General features: G+C 73.4%; 15 protein-coding genes and 2 tRNA genes. 2 read left to right on the top strand and 15 right to left on the bottom strand.

Annotation, left to right across the window (positions count from 1 at the left end):
- Positions 1-4 precede the first annotated feature (4 nt).
- Complete coding sequence (locus AW27_RS21210) at positions 5-763, top strand: IclR family transcriptional regulator (RefSeq protein ID WP_037923429.1); 759 nt, start codon at positions 5-7, stop codon at positions 761-763.
- Between the two features lie 127 nt (positions 764-890).
- Here AW27_RS21210 and AW27_RS21205 read toward each other — a convergent pair.
- The 5 genes from AW27_RS21205 to AW27_RS21185 form a co-directional block, all read right to left on the bottom strand.
- Positions 891-964, bottom strand: a tRNA-Lys gene (locus AW27_RS21205).
- A 148-nt stretch (positions 965-1,112) separates the two neighbouring features.
- A complete protein-coding gene (locus tag AW27_RS21200) occupies positions 1,113-2,798 on the bottom strand; it encodes an AMP-binding protein (RefSeq protein ID WP_037923427.1) in 1,686 nt (561 codons plus the stop codon).
- A 26-nt stretch (positions 2,799-2,824) separates the two neighbouring features.
- Complete coding sequence (locus AW27_RS21195) at positions 2,825-3,433, bottom strand: lytic polysaccharide monooxygenase auxiliary activity family 9 protein (protein WP_052030831.1); 609 nt, start codon at positions 3,431-3,433, stop codon at positions 2,825-2,827.
- A 228-nt stretch (positions 3,434-3,661) separates the two neighbouring features.
- The gene (locus tag AW27_RS21190) at positions 3,662-5,857 is read right to left on the bottom strand and encodes an SPFH domain-containing protein (protein ID WP_236647691.1); all 2,196 of its coding nucleotides are present in this window, start codon (positions 5,855-5,857) and stop codon (positions 3,662-3,664) included.
- Between the two features lie 11 nt (positions 5,858-5,868).
- On the bottom strand, positions 5,869-7,224 hold the full coding sequence (locus AW27_RS21185; RefSeq protein WP_037924268.1) for a peptidoglycan-binding protein: 1,356 nt from the start codon (positions 7,222-7,224) through the stop codon (positions 5,869-5,871).
- A 215-nt stretch (positions 7,225-7,439) separates the two neighbouring features.
- On the opposite strand from AW27_RS21185, the gene AW27_RS21180 reads away from it, so the two are divergent.
- A tRNA-Lys gene (locus AW27_RS21180) sits at positions 7,440-7,513 on the top strand.
- Positions 7,514-7,592: 79 nt separating this feature from the next.
- On the opposite strand, the gene AW27_RS21175 is transcribed toward AW27_RS21180, so the two are convergent.
- From AW27_RS21175 to AW27_RS21130, 10 genes are all read right to left on the bottom strand, one after another.
- Positions 7,593-8,270 (bottom strand): class F sortase, encoded by a 678-nt coding sequence (locus tag AW27_RS21175; protein WP_037923425.1) that lies wholly within the window; start codon positions 8,268-8,270, stop codon positions 7,593-7,595.
- Positions 8,271-8,282: 12 nt separating this feature from the next.
- Positions 8,283-8,903, bottom strand: a complete 621-nt coding sequence (locus AW27_RS21170) for a hypothetical protein (protein ID WP_037923423.1) — start codon at positions 8,901-8,903, stop codon at positions 8,283-8,285.
- Between the two features lie 124 nt (positions 8,904-9,027).
- Positions 9,028-9,807, bottom strand: a complete 780-nt coding sequence (locus AW27_RS21165; RefSeq protein ID WP_037923419.1) for an HAD-IIA family hydrolase — start codon at positions 9,805-9,807, stop codon at positions 9,028-9,030.
- Between the two features lie 111 nt (positions 9,808-9,918).
- Positions 9,919-11,448, bottom strand: a complete 1,530-nt coding sequence (locus AW27_RS21160; protein ID WP_052030829.1) for an alkaline phosphatase family protein — start codon at positions 11,446-11,448, stop codon at positions 9,919-9,921.
- Between the two features lie 213 nt (positions 11,449-11,661).
- On the bottom strand, positions 11,662-12,744 hold the full coding sequence (locus AW27_RS21155) for a 2-aminoethylphosphonate ABC transporter substrate-binding protein (protein WP_037923416.1): 1,083 nt from the start codon (positions 12,742-12,744) through the stop codon (positions 11,662-11,664).
- 119 nt (positions 12,745-12,863) lie between these two features.
- The gene (locus AW27_RS21150; protein WP_037923413.1) at positions 12,864-13,661 is read right to left on the bottom strand and encodes an ABC transporter permease; all 798 of its coding nucleotides are present in this window, start codon (positions 13,659-13,661) and stop codon (positions 12,864-12,866) included.
- On the bottom strand, positions 13,648-14,526 hold the full coding sequence (locus tag AW27_RS21145; RefSeq protein WP_052030827.1) for a 2-aminoethylphosphonate ABC transporter permease subunit: 879 nt from the start codon (positions 14,524-14,526) through the stop codon (positions 13,648-13,650). Before AW27_RS21145 ends, AW27_RS21150 begins: the two co-directional genes overlap by 14 nt.
- Positions 14,527-14,590: 64 nt before the next feature.
- Positions 14,591-15,640, bottom strand: a complete 1,050-nt coding sequence (locus tag AW27_RS21140) for an ABC transporter ATP-binding protein (protein ID WP_037923410.1) — start codon at positions 15,638-15,640, stop codon at positions 14,591-14,593.
- Positions 15,637-16,410, bottom strand: a complete 774-nt coding sequence (locus AW27_RS21135) for a phosphonatase-like hydrolase (RefSeq protein WP_078556634.1) — start codon at positions 16,408-16,410, stop codon at positions 15,637-15,639. Before AW27_RS21135 ends, AW27_RS21140 begins: the two co-directional genes overlap by 4 nt.
- A gap of 5 nt (positions 16,411-16,415) precedes the next feature.
- Positions 16,416-17,543 (bottom strand): TIGR03364 family FAD-dependent oxidoreductase, encoded by a 1,128-nt coding sequence (locus AW27_RS21130; RefSeq protein WP_037923407.1) that lies wholly within the window; start codon positions 17,541-17,543, stop codon positions 16,416-16,418.
- Between the last annotated feature and the right edge of the window lie 112 nt (positions 17,544-17,655).

The raw sequence follows: 17,655 nt of genomic DNA, 5'->3' as shown, positions 1-17,655 counted from the left end.
AACCGTGGCGCTGAAGCCCGAGCCGACCGCGCCGTTCCACTCGGTGCAGTACGCACTGCGCGTACTCGAAACGATCGCACGGCACACCGGCGGTGTGACCGACATGCAGATCGCGCGTGAGACCGGCCTGCCCGCAGTCCATCTCGCCCCCATGCTGTTGATGCTGCGCCGGGAGGGATACGTCCTGCAGGTGGCGGACGGCGCGTACGCCATAGGGGACTCCCTCGTCCTGCTCGGGTCCGGCACCGACCGCCAGCAGGCCCTGACCGACAACCTCCAAGAGACCCTCGACCGGCTGCGCGATTCGGTCGGCGCGGCCGTCTACATCAGCCGGTACGTGGACGGCGAGGTCAGGATCACGCAGTTCGCGGACAGCCCTCGCACCCCGAAGGTCCACGAGTGGGTCGACTTCCGGTCGGCTGCGCACGCCAGCGCGGTCGGCAAGTGCCTGCTGACCCAGTTGGACCTGAACGGGCGGCGCGACCACCTGTCCCGACACAAGATCGCCCGGCTCACGTCGAAGACGATCGTGAACGAGCGGGTCCTCTTCTCCAAGCTGGACGCCCAGCCGGCCACCGTCCCGATGCTGGACCTGCAGGAGTACGCCGTGGGCACGGTCTGCGCGGCCGTCCCGATCACGGCGGGGGCCTCGGTCGGCTGCCTGGCGCTGTCGATGCCGGTCGAGCACGCGCACCGGCTGCGCGCCGCGGCCGACACCCTGAACCGGAAGGCCGCGCCGCTGCTGCTGTCGCTCACCCTCTAGCGGCGCCCCAGCGGGAGGTGGCGCCGACCAGTGGCCCACAGCAGGAGGCCCGGGCGAGACCGTTCGGGGCCGGCCGGAAAACACTTCGGGCGGTTCCCGGTGAACCGGAAACCGCCCGAAGGACAGGTGCGCCGCCAGGGACTCGAACCCCGGACCCGCTGATTAAGAGTCAGCTGCTCTAACCAACTGAGCTAGCGGCGCCTGCTGACAGAGAAAATACTACCCGGTCCTCAGGGGTGCTCCACACCACGCCCCGCGCGGGTACCCGCGGCGGGCGGCCGCCCCGGCCCGGACGGCCCCGAGCCCACTCCCCACCTGCGCCTTTCTCCGTTCCGGAACACCGCCCTCCTTAGCGGCGGCCCGCTTCGCGGTCGAGGAGGTCCGTGCGGCCCTGCGCCGCGTACCGGGCCAGCAGGGCCATGAGCTCGGGCGGGGTCAGGAGGGTGTAGCCCCCCGCGGGGGACCGGTGCCAGACCGGGTCGGCACATCGGAAGCCCGCCCGGCGCAGGGACACCCGGTGGACCTTGTTCGTCGCGGTGACCGGCATCTCCGGGACGACGCGGACATAGCGCGGAAGCATCTTCGTGCCCAGATCCGGCTGGTCGGCGAGGAAGGCGGCGAAGGCGTCCGGGGAGAACTCCGCCCCCTCCCGGAGGGACAGGGCCGCCATCACCTGGTCGCCGGCGACCTCGTCCGGGACCCCGTAGACGGCCACCGCGGCTGCCTGCGGCCAGCGGGCCAGGATGTTCTCGATCACCGCTGCGGCGAGGTTCTCGCTGTCGACGCGGAGCCGGTCGTCGGTGCGGCCCGCGAAGTAGAGGAAGCCCGCCGCGTCGCGGAAGAACAGGTCGCCCGTCCAGTACCAGCCGTCGCGGGTGCGGTCGGCCTCCGCCTCGGGGTTGCGCCAGTAGCCCTCGAACAGGCTGTGGCCCCGGTTGACGAGTTCCCCGATGGCGGCCGAGCCGCTGAGGAGGCGGCCGCCCCCGTCCAGGACGGCCGGAGGGCATTCCGCGCCCGTCTCCGGGTCGATGACCGCCAGGTCGTCGCCCGCACCCGCCCGCCCCAGGGCGCCCGGCGGGGTGTCCGGGGTGCGCTGGATCGAGGCGCCGCCCTCGGTGGCGCCGTAGCCCTCCACCAGGCGGACGCCGAATCGCTCGGCGAAGCGTGCCGCGTCCACCGCCCCGGCCTCGGTGCCGAAGCCGAGCCGCAGGCGGTGGACACGATCGTCGGGGCGGGGCCCGGTGGCCAGCAGGTACTGGATCGCCCGCCCGACGTAGGTGAAGTAGGTGGCCTCGTACGCCCGTACGTCGTCCAGGAACGCCGAGGCGGAGAAGCGCCGCCGCAGGGCCACCGCGGCCCCGCCGACGAGCGCCGGGAGCCAGTCGGCGATGACGGCGTTGCCGTGGAAGAGCGGCATGCACACGTAGTGGACGTCGGCCGGGCCGACGGAGAAGCTGCGGGCCAGCGAGGCTCCGGCGGCGGCGAGCCGGCCCTGGCTGCAGATGGCGGCCTTGGGAGCGCCGGTGGAGCCGGAGGTGAAGTAGAGGAGGAGGCGGGAGTCCGGGCCGGGGGTGCGCAGTGCGGCGTCGCCGGGCTTGGCGGCCGCGTAGGGCGCGAGGAGGGCCTCGTACTCCTCGGTGCCGGTGATCAGGACGCGTACGCCCGGCAGGTCGAGGCCGCGCAGCAGGGGAAGGTGGGCGGGCTCGGTGATCAGGAGCCGGCACTCGGTGTGCAGGATGTCCCGGGCCAGCTCGGGGCCGCGCCGGGTGGGGTTGATCCCGGCGACGGCGGCCCCGGCGAGGGCCGCCGCGCCGAGCCAGAACGGGAACTCGGGGGTGTTGTCGAGCAGGACCCCGAGGTGCGGCTCGGCCTCCGCGGGCATGAGGTCGACGAGGAGCGCGGCGCGTGCGGCGGCTTCGCGGGCGGTCCGGTGGTGGGTGAGGACGCCTTCCGCGTGCTTCAGCCCGGGCCGGTGGTCGCCCCATTGGCGCGCTATGAGCTCCGCGACGGTTTCGGGTGCTGTCGTCGTCCGCATGCCGCCGGAGGGTAGCTGACGTACGGTCAGAACTGAACGTCCGAGCAGGCGTAGAAGGCCATCGGGGTGTCGTTGACGGTCCAGACCGCCAGGATGAGGTGCCGGCCCGTCTTGCCGCTTGGCATGGCGCCCTGGTGCACGGTGGTCATCGCGGGGCGGGCGCCGTTGTAGGCGACGGTGAGGAAGGGCTGGGGTTCGAGATCGGCGCGGGTGAGGGCCTTGGTGCCGGTCCAGCCGTTCTTGGTGACGTAGTACTTGATGTCGGTGGTGGAGTGGTTGGCAGTGAACTGCCACCGGAAGGAATAGCCCTGACCGCTGGTCACCTTGGTGGTGGGCCAGGCGCCGCCGCGCGGGTTGTCGAGCTCGGCGAACTGCGAAAGGCCTCCGGAACAGATCTTGCCGTCGGCGGGGCCGGCGGCCGGGAAGCCCTTGAAGCCCTCGACGCTCTGCGGCTCCCACTGGATCGCACCACAGTCGGAGACCGTCCTGTTGGCACAGAGCTTCTGGCGGCTGATGGGGGTGTCGGTGTAGCCGTGACCGCTGGCGCTGGGGGCGCCGACGAGGGTGACTGCGGCAACGAGGCCGAGACCGAGCGCGGCGACGCCGGCCCGTCCGGGCACGCGGACGTTACGCATGATGCTCCTTGGACGTGGGGGGAGTTCGGCGAGCGCGCGCAGGGGATTCAGGTCTAGACCAAGTCCCAGATTATTGACGAGAGTTGGCCATGTCCATACCAATGAGAGAACGGGTGGTCCGGTCTCTTCCGGCCACCCGTTCCCGCTCCCGCTCCCGACGCGGTACGTGCCCCGGCCCCGCCCGGGCGCATCGCGAAGGCCCCGCCTGCCCCACGCCCCCGGCCGGCCCTAGTCGGCGCGTCCCGTGCAGAAGGCGACCGTGAGGTCCTTCACCAGGGCCTTGCGCTCGTAGTCGTCGAGCTCGACGAGTCCGCGCGAGGTCAGCCGGTGGACGGTGTCGTCCACCGCGTCCACCACCGAGGCCAGCACCGTGTCCCGATGCTTGGCGTCGATCGCCGCGACCCGGCGGCGGCGCATGGCCTCGGCGACCTCGGCCGCGTACTCGATCCGGGTCGGCTGGGCCGAGAACACCTCGATCCCGACCGCCTCGGTCTCGGCCGCCAGCATCCGGGTCAGCGCGTCGCCGACGGCCTCGGCGTCGCGCAGGGTCGGGGCGTCCTCGTGGAAGGCGTCCGCCGGAAGCTGGGAGAGCACGCGGGCCATGGCGGACTCGACCTGCTCGGCGAGGTATCCGGTGTGGTCCGCGACGGCGAGCGTGGCACGGGCGGTGTCCTTGACCTGCCAGACGACCTGGACAACCACCTGGAGGGCCAGTCCGCCGGAGTCGACGGCGGGCATCGGGTCGCTGCGCCAGTGGCGCAGGCGTACGTCCACCCGGCGGCGCAGCAGGAGAGGGCTGACCCAGGTCAGACCGGTTCGGCGGACCGTGCCGCGGTAGCGGCCGAAGAGCGTGAGCACCCAGGCGTGGCCGGTACGCGCCCGGCCGAGGCCGCCGAGCGCCACGAGGGCCACGACGCCGAGGAAGGCCAGCGGCGGCCAGTCGGCGGCACGCAGTCCGCGGTAGGCGCGGGGGGCGGCCCCGAACGCGGCCGCGAAGGCGTCGGGGACGGCCCCCGCCCGCCAGAGCACCGCCGTGCAGCCGACGAGGGCGAGGCCGCCGACGGCCACGCCGACCCAGCCGGGCAGCACCGGGCCACGGTGCTCGCGGAGCTGGTCGTCGCCGCGGGGGACCCGGCGGCCGGGGGCGGGGCGCACGGGGCGGGCCACCGCCGCGGGGGCGCGCTGGGGCAGGAGGCCGGTCGACGCGGCACGGAACGGGAGGTGCAACGGGACCTCGGTGACGGCGGTCCCGCGGTGGGGGGCGGCGGCGTTCGGGAGGTCCCGGGCGCTGTCCTCCTCCATGGCGCGCGTCACCGCCCGGGCGACGATCTCGGCGACGCCCGGTCCGGGCACGCCCGAGTTCGGGGCGGCACCGGACTCCTCGCGCTCCCCGCACTGCGGGTGCGGGACACCGGCGTCCGGCCGTCCGCCCTCCGAGCCCGCCCGGGTGTGCTCGGGCTCGGCCCGCCCCCGCGCCGCGGCCTCGGCCGCCTCGGCCGCCTGCGGACCCGGCGCCGGGACGCGGCCGGAGCCGTCGTCCACCCCGGCCGTCTCGCCGTGCGCGAGCGGAGCCGCCGCAGGAGCAGGGAGGAGGGGTCCGGAAACCCTGTCCGCCGGGCGGGGCGCCGGCTGCGACGAGGACGCGTGCGGCGCCCGCGCCGCCAGAGGCTCGGCCTCACCGGCGGGCGCCGGAACGGCGGGCGGCTCGGAGGCCGTCTCCGGGGCGGGCCCCACGGGCTGCTCCACCGCCGGGGGCACGGCGTACGTGCCGAGCGGTACGGCCCGCGGGGCCTGCGCTGCGGGCACCCCCGCGAGCACCGCCCCCGGCACGGCCGCGGAACCGCACCCGTCCGGGGTCTGCGGGGTCTGTGCGGCGGGCCCGGGCTGCCGGGCAGACACCGCAGACGGCTCGGCAGCCCGGGGCGGGGCCTGTCCGGCGGGAACCGGTACCCCGTGCGGTGCGACGGCGGGCCACGCAACGGCGGCGGGGGCCGGCCCGGAGGAGGCCGACCCGGCCGGCGCCGATACGGAGGGCCGGGCGGGCACCGCCGTCGAACCGTGCCCGACGGGCACGGGCCACGGCTCCCCCGGCCCGGACGGGGTCGGAACGGGCGCCGCCGATGCGGCGGGCGCGGGCCAGGACTCCCCCGGCGGCTCCGCCGACACCGCACCCGATGCGGCCGCGGGCACCGGGACGGGACCGGGCACGGCCTCACCGGCCGGCGGCGGAACGGACCCGGTGGCGGGCGGCGCGGCGGGCCCGTCGCCGGTGTGGGACGGAGCCCGTTCCGCAGCCGGCGGGGGTGCGGCCCGCAGGGACAGGGTCGGGGTGGTGGCGGCCCAACCGAAGGAGGTCGGGGCGGGCTCGGGCGCGGCCGGCAGGCGGAGGGTGCCCGTCGTCGAGGTGGTGCGCGTGGGAAACATCGTTACCTCCGTCATGCGAACAACCGACGCCACGTTTCCGGGCCCGGATAGCCGTCGGCCGCGGCCCCGCGCCAGCCCTGCGCGCGCTGGAAGGCCTCGACGTTGCGGCGGTCGGCCTCGCCCCAGCGGGGGCCCGGCCCGGACGTGTAGTACCTGCCGAAGCCCTTCTTCACCAACTGTCGGCCGAGGGCCTCGATGGCCGGGTGCGACTGCCCCGGGCGGAACACCGCGGCGCCGGGGTAGGCCCGTACGCCGCCGGGGCCGGGCGCCGCGCCCACCGTCGGCGGGATGTTCTTGCCCTGCTTGTCGACGAGCAGGCGCCAGGTGTGCGCGCCGGGCACGCCGTCGGCGTCGGCGCCCGTCCAGCCCTGCGCCCGCTGGAAGGCCTGGGTGGCGAGCCGATCGTGGTCGCTCCACGTCCGGTCGGCCACCCCCTTGGGGTAGAAGCGGTAGGCACCGCGCTCGATCAGCATCCGGCCCAGCTGGGCGACGTGGTCGTTGACGGCGCCCGGGCCGAACGTGTCCGCGCCCGGGAAGGTCCTGGCGGGGTCGCCGGGTTTCGGGCCCGCCGCCGGCGCTTCGGGGGCGGGGACGGTGCCCGGGGCCTCCGGGACGATGCCGCCGGTCACCCCGTTGAACCGGTAGGGGACGTACTTCGCCGCATTGGCCCAGTAGCCGTAGGGCGTGGCCTGCTTCCGCGTCGTGGGGCGCGTCTGCTCGTAGGCGACGTAGTGGGTGCGCGTCTCGTCGACCCATCCGCCGAAGAGGACCACGTGCGAGCCGTTGTTGGGGTCCGCCGGGTTGTGGAAGAGCAGCATGTCCCCCGGCAGCAACTCCTCCTTCGTGATCTTGGTGGCGAACGTGTCGAGGCTGCCGGTCCACTCGTTCGAGCCGAGGTTCCAGGCCATGGAGACGTAGCCCGAGCAGTCCTGCCGGTAGCCGTCCGACCAGTACGCGGACATGCTGTACGGAACCCGCGCGTCCAGCCACAGCTTGGCCCTGTTGATGATCGTCGTGCGGTCGATCCGCTTGACGGCGCCGGGCCGGGCCGGCGCCCCGGGGTTGCCCGGCATGCCCTTCGGGCCGTGCAGGGGGGCGCGGCCGCCCTGCGGGCTGCCGGGGTCGTCGAGGGCCACCGGTCCGGTGGCGGGTGCGCTCAGGGCCACCGCGGTGCCGCCGCCACCGCCGAGGACCACTCCGGCTGCGGTGGCCACGACCAGCGCCCGCCGCGCGCCGCGCGCGGCGGGGTGGCCGCCGTCCCGAAGCGGTATGGCTCCGGCGCGGGCGAGGTCCCGGCGGCGCTGGGCGCAGCCCCGGCACACGCAGTCGCCCGCGGGCTCGTACTCCTCGAAAGCGGGCATGGGCATCTGCACATGCGCCGGGGGCTGCATCGTCATGCGGTTCCGTCCACTCCCCTGCTGTTCCAGTGGTCGACCGGGGCCGCATCTGGTAGAGCGTCAGATGCGGGCGGCGCAGACATATCGTGCACGATAAACTGCCCAAACATGGGTTAATCGGACAAGGTGGGCGTGGCTGGTCATGAGCACCCGCGGAGGTGGGGTAGAGTTTTCCCTGTCAGCAAGCGCCGCTAGCTCAGTTGGTTAGAGCAGCTGACTCTTAATCAGCGGGTCCGGGGTTCGAGTCCCTGGCGGCGCACAGACGGAAGAAGCCCCTCACAGGGAAACCTGTGAGGGGCTTCTTCGTTCCCGTGCGAGGGCTCCGTGCGCCGGGCGCGCTAGACCGACGTGCCGGAGCGGACTCCCACGCCGGTGAGATAGGCGGAGACCACCACGTTCGCCGTGTACTCCTTGGCCGTCTTGTCGTACGTCCCCCCGCAGGTCACCAGCCGCAGTTCCGCACGGCCCGGCACCCGTGGGCCGTACGCCCTGTGCGCGTCGAAGGCAGCACGCTCGTAGACCCGTACGTCCTCGATCGTGAACTCGGCGACGGAGCCGTCCGCCCGCACCACGCGCACCTTGTCACCCGGCTTCGCCGTGCTCAGGCCGTAGAAGACCGCCGGCTTGGACCGCGTGTCGACGTGTCCCACCATCAGTGCCGTCCCCACCGCCCCCGGCTGGACGCCCTGCCCCCACCAGCCCACCGTGCCGGGGCTGTCGTACGGCGGCGGATCGATCGCACCGTCCTTGTCCAGACCCCGGGAGACCACCGGGGCCTGGATCCCCATGGACGGCACGTCGACGCGCTGCGGCAGCGATCCCGCGACGGGGGCGTGCGCGGCCGGCAGCCCCGCGCTCAATCCTCCGCCGCCCTGCCCGGCGAGCGGGGCCGGCGGCACGGTCAGCTCACGGCCCCACAGCCACAGGCCCAGCACCAGCACCGACCAGGCCGCGAAGGTCAGCAACCGACCCCCGGCGGAAGCCTTGGCCTCGTCCGTCCGCCACTCCTCGCCCACGCGCCGCCCGCCTCACTCGCCGCTGCGGCGACGGCGCAGGGCCAGGGCGCGGCCCGCGACGGCCAGCGTGGCCACCGCGGCGAGCACGGCGCCGATCACCGTGTGCGGCGTCCCCGGGCCGTCGCCGCCCGTGTGCTCCTTCTTCGCCGCCGTGAGCAGGCCGGGAGCCTCGGCCGGGCGGTCCGCCATGCCGCCGCCGCCCGCGTGGACGGGCCAGATCGGCGAGGCGTGGTGGGAGGGGTGGCGGCGGGCGGCGACCTGCACGGAGCCGGTGAACTTCTCACCGCCGTCGCAGTACACCCGGACGGCGTGCCAGCCCGGCGAGGCGTGCGAGCTGATCATCGCGTCGCCGTAGAGCGGACTGCGGCGCCCGCCGTCGCGTCCGTAGAGATCGGCGTCCGAGACGAAGACGGAGGACTTGGCCGCCCCCCGGTTGCCCTCGCAGCCGTGGACCCGCAGCTTGACCTGCGCTCCCGGGGCGGCCGGGTTCGGGTCGACCGTGATGCTGCCGCGGTCGCCACGGTCCTCCTCACCCGCGAGGGCGGCGGGCGCGGACACGACGGTCACCGCGGAGAACGCGGCCAGAGCGGCGGCCACGGCGGCGGTGCGGACAGCGATCGGAACACTGCGCATGGTGAACCTCCTCGACAAGGAGATTCACGCGCGGCAGGCCGCTCCGCATCCGGAGCGGCGCCGTACGTGTCAGCCGTACGCCCCAAACGCGGTACGCCCGGACGGCCGTACGGGCCGCCGTCCGTCAGACCAGGTCGACCAGGTCCGCGATCGAGGCGACCGTCTCGGTCGGGCGGTAGGGGAACTTCTCGGTGTCCTGTTCACTGGTCAGCCCGGTCAGTACCAGGAAGGTCCGCATGCCGGCCTCCAGACCGGCGAGCACGTCGGTGTCCATCCGGTCGCCGATCATCGCGCTGGTCTCCGAGTGCGCGCCGATGGCGTTCAAGCCGGTGCGCATCATCAGCGGGTTCGGCTTGCCCGCGAAGTACGGCTGCTTGCCGGTCGCCTTGGTGATCAGCGCGGCGACGGCGCCGGTGGCGGGGAGCGGGCCCTCGGTGGAGGGACCGGTCTCGTCGGGGTTGGTGCAGATGAAGCGCGCCCCGGCGTTGATCAGGCGGACCGCCTTGGTCATGGCCTCGAAGCTGTAGGTGCGGGTCTCGCCCAGCACCACGTAGTCGGGCTCGTGGTCGGTGAGGACGTAGCCGATGTCGTGCAGGGCGGTCGTCAGACCGGCCTCGCCGATGACGTAGGCCGTGCCGCCGGGGCGCTGGTCGTCGAGGAACTTCGCGGTGGCCAGGGCGGAGGTCCAGATGTTCTCGACGGGGACGTCCAGACCCATGCGGGCGAGGCGGGCCTGGAGGTCGCGCGGGGTGTAGATGGAGTTGTTGGTCAGCACCAGGAAGGGCTTGCCCGACTCGCGCAGCCGCTTGATGAAGGCATCGGCGCCCGGGATCGGCGTGCCCTCGTGGATGAGGACCCCGTCCATGTCGGTGAGCCACGATTCGATCGGCTTGCGCTCTGCCACGGGACTGTTCTCCGCTCTCGCTGACCTGCTGCCTCTGGTCTGTACCACCCTATCCGGGCCGGGCTGCGGACGTCTCGGCCGTCCACAGCCCGGACGCGGGAGGGCGGGCGGTCAGCCCAGCCGGACGTCGTCGACGGTCCAGAACCAGTTGTTGTCGCCGCTGTAACGGAATCGGACCTGGACGTCGGTGGCTCCGGTCGGGACCTGGAGGGCGAGGGACTCGGTCTTGGCGACGGCATCGGCGGTGTAGGTCTTCACCACCGTCGGGGCGGCGCCGTTGTACGAGACGAGGACCTGGGCGGTCTGGCCCGCCTCGTGGCGGTAGTGCGTCTGGAAGGTGAGGGTGCGTGTACTGCCGCCCGTGACCGGCCACTTGGGGGTGACGAGGGTGGAGTCGAAGGTGCCGGTGTGGGCCTTGTCGTCCCACTCGTCGGAGTCGGCGACGGCGAAGACGTCACGGGAGCGGACGTTCAGCTCGCGCCACTGGTCGCGCTGCGACTGGGTCCAGAACTCGTCGGTCGCGAAGGCCCAGCCGGCCCACTCGCTGACACCGCCCGTGCCCATCTTCGAGTTGTCGACGGACCAGCCGGCGGGCGGGGTGTGCGTGAAGCCCTTCACTCCGGCCGGGATGCCCGTCTCGTCCACCCGGGCCTGGAGGGCGGGGCGCACGGTGTCGAAGGGGTCGGCGTCCGGGGAGCCCAGCGGGACGCCGTCGATGCCGGGGGCGCTGACGCCGACCTGGGCGAGGGCGGTCGCGGCCACGTCGGCCAGCTTGACGTCGTCGCGGACCGAACCGGCGGGGATCCCGGCGCCCTTGGCGATCACGAAGGTGCCGCGTTCGGCGAGAGTGGAGCCGCCGTGGCCGCCCGAGGAGGTGTGGCCGTGGTCGGTGGTGACCAGGATCTTCCAGTTCTCCCGACCGTACGTCGGGCGGTTCTCTACGGCGGCGAGGAGCTGGCCGACCAGGGCGTCGACGCGGGCGACGGCGTCGAGGTACTGCTGGCTGGCGGCGCCGTGGGAGTGGCCGGCGGCGTCGATCTCGCCGAGGTAGACGAAGGCGGCGTCCGGGTTCTGGGTGCGCAGTTCCGTGGCGGCCGCGGCGGCCACCTTCGGGTCCTCCTTGCGGTAGCCGTCGCGGTCGCCCTTGAGGGAGAGGCGCTTGTCGACCTTGGCGGAGAAGATCGGGCCGTTCTGGTCGGTGGAGGTGATGGGTTCCCAGTCCGCGGCCGCGTACGTGTTGAGCGCCGGCTTGGCGTTCTCGATGCGAGTGAGGAAGTCGGGGTGGGCGGCGTAGTTCTTGCCGATGAAGGAGTTGTCCTTCACCCCGTGCTTGTCGGGCCAGACGCCGGTGGCGATGGTGGACCAGCCGGGGCCCGAGGAGGTGGCGGCCATCGGACTCGCGTAGAGGGTGCTGCGGGCGGTCAGCCCCTGGGCCATCAGGCCCTGCAGGTGCGGGGCGTCGGCGGCCTTGACGCGGTCGAGGACCGCGCCGTCGACGCCGATGACGAGGACCTTGTCGCTGGTGCCGGCCGCGGCGGCGGTGGCGGTGGGGGCGCCGAGGGCGGCGGCGATCAGGGCGGTGGCGGTGGCGGCCACGGCGAGGGTGCGTCCGGCAGGGACGGCGGGGACGGCAGGAGACACGAACTCCTCCGGGAGTGAACGTGGGAAGGGGCGCTGGGGGTGACGTGCCAGGGGGTGCGGTGCCAGGGGGTGCGGTGCCAGGGCCCGCGGGCCCGGCGCGATCGGCAGGACACCCCCGGCCGGCGCCGGGCCCGGACCGAAGGTGCGGTCTTCGGTCCAGACCCGTTATGCGAGTGTCACTGTGCCGGTCATGGGTGACCGGGAGGCGACAGGTCAGCTTCCGGTTGCCGACTTCCACGCGTCCACGTAGTCGGTGAGGTTCTTGTCGATGTCCGCCCAGTCCGGCTCGAAGATCTCGACACCCGTCATGAGCCTGGTGAGTTCGACGGCGTTGGCGTCGGTCGGCTTGACGTCGCTGCGGGCCGGGAAGCCGCCGCCCACCTCGCTGACCAGCCGCTGGGCCTCCTCGCCGAGCAGGTGGTCGAGGAGCTTCCTGCCGTTCTCGGAGTGCGGGGCCTTGGCGACCAGGCCCGCCGCGTACGGCAGGGCGAAGGTGGTGGGCCTGCCGCCCTCCTTCGCGGGGAACCATATGCCCAGGTTCGGCATGGACTTGGACTGCGCGAAGTTCATCTGGACGTCGCCGTTGGCCACGAGCAGCTCGCCCTTGTCGGTCTTGGGCGCGAGCTTGCTGGTGGAGGAGGACGGGCCGACGTTGTTGGCCTGGAGCTTCTTCAGGTACTCCATCGCCGGCTCCTTGCCGCCGAAGTCGTGCATCGACTTGATGAGGACGGCGGTGCCGTCGCCCGCGACGCCCGGCGTGGAGTACTGGAGCTTGTCCTTGTAGCGGGCGTCCAGCAGCTCCTCCCAGGTCCTGGGGGCCTCGGCGAGCTCCTTCTTGTTGTAGACGAAGCCGAAGTAGTTGTTGACGACCGAGGTCCACTTGCCGTCGGTGGACTTGTCCGCGCCGTTGACCTTGTCGGCGCCCCGGGGCACATAGGGCTGGAGCAGGCCCTTGCCGTCGGCCTGCTGGATGAAGGGCGGCAGGGTGATCAGCACGTCGGCCTGGGTGTTGGTCTTCTCGCGGACGGCGCGCTGCACCATCTCACCCGAGCCGCCCTCGACGTACTTGACCTCGATGCCGGTCTTCTTGGTGAAGTCGGCGAAGACCCGGTCGTACCAGCCGTCGCCCTTCTCGCCCTTGAGGCCGTCGGCGCTGTAGACGGTGACGACCTTCTCGGTCTCCCCGGACTCGGCGGGGCCGGCCGTGGAGGAGCCGCCGCAGGCGGTGAGTGAGACGGTGAGGGCGAGGCTGCCGGTGACCGCGGCGCAGGCGCGGAGCACGAGGGTTCTGGGCATGGAACTTCCTTACGGGGTACAGGATTCGGCGGGCGGGGGACGGGCGGAGTTCGACGGAGACCGGCCGCGATCGACTGCGATCGGTGGGGATCCGCCCGGCTCGGCGGGGGCGGAGGGAATCAGCGGTACGAGGCCCTGGTGCGGATGCGGGAGACGGACAGCAGGACCAGCACGGTGGTGGCCATCAGGACGACGGCGACGGCGGATCCGCCGAAGAGCGAACCGCGGTCGGTGGCGGTGAAGATACGGACCGGGAGGGGCACCCAGTCCGGCGGGTAGAGCATCATCGTGGCGCTGAGCTCACCCATGGACAGGGCGAAGCAGAGTCCGGCCGCGGCCGTGAGGGACGGCAGCAGGAGGGGCAGCCGGACCCGCCACAGCACGTACCCGGGACGGGCGCCGAGGGAGGCCGCCGCCTGCTCGTAGGCGGGGTCGAGCCGGACGATGGCGGCGGACACCGACTGGTGGGCGAACGCCGTGACGAGGACGGTGTGGGCCAGGACGACGATCGGGGCGGTGCCGTTGAGCAGGACGGGCGGGCGGCTGAAGGCGACGAGGACGGCGAGGCCGACGACCACGGACGGCACCGCCACGGGCAGCATGAACAGCGCGTCCAGGAGCCGCTTGCCCCGCTTTCCCAGCGCGGCGGCGGCCAGCGCGGACCAGGTGCCGACGGTGAGCGCGAGGAGGCTGGCCGCGACGGCGGTGACCAGGCTGGTGGTGAGGGCCTGGAGGGACTCGCCGCGCACGGCGGCGGCGTAGTGGGCGGCGGTCGGGCCGGAGGGGAAGGCTCCGGACCAGTGGGTGGCGAAGGACGCCGCGACCACGACGGCCAGGGGCAGCGCGAAGAGCGGCAGGAACAGAAGCCCGAAAAGGCCCCAGGCGGCCCAGCGGCCGGTCTTGCTATGCACCAGCACGCTTGCCCACCATCCGGTAGAGGCCGAACAGGCCTACGGAGATCACGATGTTGACGACGGCGACCACGCAGGCGGCCGGGTAGTCGGATTCGAGGATGGCCTTGCCGTAAATGAGCATCGGCAGGGTCGTGACCCCCTTGGCCCCGGTGAACAGGACGATCCCGAACTCGTTGAGGCACATGACGAGGACGAGGCTGCCGCCGGCCGCGAGAGCCGGGAGGGCCTCGGGCAGGATCACCCGCCGCACGATCCGGGCGGGGCGCGCGCCCAGACTCGCGGCAGCCTCCAGCTGGGCCGTGTCGAGCTGGGAGAACGCGGCGAGGAGCGGGCGGATCACGAAGGGCGTGAAGTAGGTGATCTCCGCGAGCAGGACGCCCCAGGGGGTGGTGAGGAAGCGGAACGGCCCCTCGGCGGCGCCGGTGAACCCGGTGACGAGGCCGTTGGCCATGCCGACGGTGCCGTAGAGGAAGAGGAGGGCGAGAGTGATGAGGAAGGAGGGGAAGGAGAGGAAGACATCGATGAACCTGGCGACGGCGCGGGCTCCGGGAAAGGGCACGAACGCGATGATCAGCGCGAGCGTGAACCCGAGGAGCAGGCAGCCGAGGGTGGCTCCGACCGCGAGCCAGACGGTGGTCCCGAGGGCGTCGCGGAAGGCCTGCGACCCGAAGACGCGGGCATAGGCGTCGAAGGCGCCGCCGCCGTCGTCGGGAGTGAGGGACTGCTGGACGACCAGCGCGAGGGGATACAGGAACAGCAGCGCGAGCACGGCCACCGGCGGCACCGCCCACACACTGCGCGGGATCCCCCGCGGGGGCGCCCCGGGGGCCGCGAGGGCGGGACCGGGAGCGGGGAGGACCGGGGGCACCGGGTCGGGCGGCGGGGGTGCGGCGGAGCCCGGCGGCGGGGGCGGCGGGGCTTGCCGCGCGGCGTCAGGCACGGGTCACCCCTGCGGCCAGCAGCACGGCGTCGCGCGGCTCGAAGTGCAGCGTGACCGGGTCTCCCAGCGAGGGCGTCTCCCGCAGTTCGGGAAGGTCCGCCTTCACCCGGTGTCCGCCGACGTCGACGTACAGCCGGTGCGTGGAACCCCGCCACTGCACCTCGGTGATGGTGCCGCTCAGCGCGTTGGGGCCGGTACCGAGACCGAGCAGGTGCGGCCGTACGCACAGGGTGGCCGCGGCTCCCGGCGCCGCGCGCCCCGGGTCGAGGGTCAGCGCGCGGCCCTCGAAGACGGCGCCGCCGTCCGCCACCGTGACCGGGAGCAGGTTCGCGTCGCCGACGAAGGAGGCGGTGAATTCCGTGCGCGGGGCCCGGTACAGCTCCTGCGGTGTTCCGCAGTCCTGCAGCCGGGCGCGATCCATGACGGCGATCCGGTCGGCTAGGGTGAGCGCCTCCACCTGGTCGTGCGTGACGTACAGGATGGACACGTCGGGCAGTTCGCGGTGCAGTCGGGCCAGTTCGGCGAGCATCCCGGAGCGCAGTTGTGCGTCGAGGGCGGAGAGCGGTTCGTCCAGCAGGAGCACGCCGGGGCGGATGGCGAGGGCGCGGGCGAGGGCGACCCGCTGCTGCTGGCCGCCCGACAGCTCGCGCGGGTAGCGCCGGGCGTAGGCGGCCATGCCCGTCATCTCCAGGGCTTCGGCGACCCGGCCGGGGACGTCGGCCTTCGGCGCCTTCCGGGCCTTGAGGCCGAAGGCGACGTTGTCCTCGACCCGCATGTGCGGGAAGAGCGCGTACTGCTGGACGACCATGCCGATGCCGCGCTGGTGCGGCGGGAGTGCGGTGACGTCCCGGCCGCCGATGAGCACCCGTCCCGCGCCGGGCCGTACGAAGCCGGCGACTGCGCGCAGGGCGGTGGTCTTGCCCGAGCCGGAGGGTCCGAGCAGCGCCATCACCTCGCCCGCCTCCACGGTCAGGTCGAGGCGGTCCAGCACGGTGTTGCCGTCGTAGGCGACGCTGACCCCGTCGAAGCGGATACCGCTCACGCCGACTCCGTGAGGAGCCGCGGGAGTTCGGCGACGGAGCCGAGGATGTGGGTCGCGCCGTTCCGCGTCAGCGCCGCGCGGTCGTGGGCGCCGGTGAGGACGCCCGCCACGATGCCCGCTCCGGCGCGCCGCCCGCTGAGCATGTCGTAGGCCGTGTCGCCGACGACCACGATGTCGGCGACATCCGCGACCCGGGCCGCGGCACCGGTCCGCAGGAACGCGGTCAGCACCATGTCGGGGAAGGGCCGGCCGCGGCCGCCCGCGTCGGCGGGACAGAGGGTGAGGTCCGCGAGGTCCTGCCAGCCGAGTGCGTCCAGGATGGCGTCCTGGGTGACGCGGGCGAAGCCGGTGGTCAGGGCGACGGTCCGGCCGTCGGCACGGAGCTCCTCGATCGCGGCGCGGGCGCCGGGGACCTCGGCGACCAGGCCGCCGTCGACGAGCTCCGCGTAGGCCTCCTCGAAGGCGGAGTTGGCGCGACGGGCCAGCTCCTCCCTGCCGAAGAGGTGTCGGAAGACAGAGATCTTGGACTCGCCCATGGTGGCCAGGACGTACTGGAGCTTCTCGGCGTGGTCGGGGGTGCCGGGCTCGACGCCGAGGCGCCCCGCCGCCCGCTCGAAGGCGCGCTCGACCAGGCCGCCGTCGGCGACGGTGGTACCGGCCATGTCGAGGACGACCAGCCGGCCGGCGCCGGTGGTGGTGCCGGTGGTGGTGCGGGTGGTGTCGGTGGCTTCGGCGCGAGTGGTGCCGGTGGTTTCGGTGGTGTCGGTCATCGGGATTACCAGCCCAGTTCGTTCGCGGTGGTCTCGGCGATGGCGGGGGAGCAGGTCATGCCGCGCCCGCCGGGTCCGGTCACCAGCCAGACGCCGTCGGCGACCTGCTGGCGGTGGACGACGCGGGAGGTGTCCGTGCACTGCGCGTACACGCCGGCCCACCGCTGCCTGATCTTCGGCAGTGAGCGGCCCAGGAAGGACTCGACGACCTCGGTGAGGTGCTCGTACGGATCCTCGACGGTGTCGAAGGCGAAGGGGTGCTCGTATGCGTGGGTGTCGCCGATCGTCAGTCCGCCGTCCTGGCGTTGGACCATCAGCAGTTGCATCCGGTGCGCGGCGGCGATCGGCGTCTGGGCCTGGCCGGCGTTCAGCTCGTCGAGGGCCGCGGACCGGTAGGCGGGGTAGTAGCGGAAGCTGTCGGCGTCCGCGACGGAGGTGGTGAGCGCCTCTCCGAGCGGCGCGGTCTGCATCATCTGGAGCCGGACCCGGCGCACGGGCAGGTCCGGGACCAGTTCGCGGACCAGCCCGGTCAACCAGGCGCCGGTGGCCAGGACCACGGCGTCGCCGCGGTGGACGTCGCCGTGGTCGTCGCGGACTGCGCCGGGGCCGGTGACCTCGCGGACCTCGCGGCCGGGCAGGAAGGTGTAGCGGCTGCCGGCCTTGGCGCGCAGGGCCTCGCGCAGGTGCAGCTGAGCGGTGCGCGGTTCGACGGCCGCGTCCCGCTCGCACCACAGGGCGGCTTCGAAGTCGCCGCGCAGGGCCGGGTTGATCCTGCGCGCCTCCCCGGCGCCGAGAAGTTCGTAGCCGCGGGCGGCGGCGTCCGGCCGGGCCAGGGCCGCCTCGGCGACGGCGTGTTCGCGGGCGTTGCGGACGGGAGTGAGGGAGCCGATGGCGCGGAAGCCCAGGCCGGGCACCTCCGCGCCGATCCGCTCCCACAGCTCGCGGGCGCGCAGGGCGGTGTCGAGCTCTTCGCCCCCGGCCCGTCCACTGACCCAGATCTGGCCGAAATTGCGCAGTGAGGCGCCGCGCGCCTCGGCCTCCCGCTCGATCTGGACGACCTCGTGGCCGCGTTCGACTGCTTGCCAGGCGTGCATGGTGCCGACCACGCCGCCTCCGACGACTATGACTCTCACGCCGCCAACGGTGGGTGCCGGCCGTGACCCGGGAGGGGCGGTCCGGCGACGCGCCGGTGAACGCGCCTCGACGATTGGACCAGACCCGTTATCTTTCTGTGATATCGCTGCA

It is taken from the genome of Streptomyces sp. PCS3-D2, assembly GCF_000612545.2.
In the GTDB taxonomy this organism is placed as follows: domain Bacteria; phylum Actinomycetota; class Actinomycetes; order Streptomycetales; family Streptomycetaceae; genus Streptomyces.
This window is presented reverse-complemented; position numbering and strand designations above follow the sequence as displayed.

Bases quoted from the DNA above. Each gene is read 5' to 3' on its own strand.
- AW27_RS21200 (WP_037923427.1), bottom strand. From the start codon at position 2,798: ATGCGGACGACGACAGCACCCGAAACCGTCGCGGAGCTCATAGCGCGC.
- AW27_RS21195 (WP_052030831.1), bottom strand. From the start codon at position 3,433: ATGCGTAACGTCCGCGTGCCCGGACGGGCCGGCGTCGCCGCGCTCGGT.
- AW27_RS21190 (WP_236647691.1), bottom strand. From the start codon at position 5,857: ATGTTTCCCACGCGCACCACCTCGACGACGGGCACCCTCCGCCTGCCG.
- AW27_RS21185 (WP_037924268.1), bottom strand. From the start codon at position 7,224: ATGCCCATGCCCGCTTTCGAGGAGTACGAGCCCGCGGGCGACTGCGTG.
- AW27_RS21170 (WP_037923423.1), bottom strand. From the start codon at position 8,903: ATGCGCAGTGTTCCGATCGCTGTCCGCACCGCCGCCGTGGCCGCCGCT.
- AW27_RS21155 (WP_037923416.1), bottom strand. From the start codon at position 12,744: ATGCCCAGAACCCTCGTGCTCCGCGCCTGCGCCGCGGTCACCGGCAGC.
- AW27_RS21135 (WP_078556634.1), bottom strand. From the start codon at position 16,410: ATGACCGACACCACCGAAACCACCGGCACCACTCGCGCCGAAGCCACC.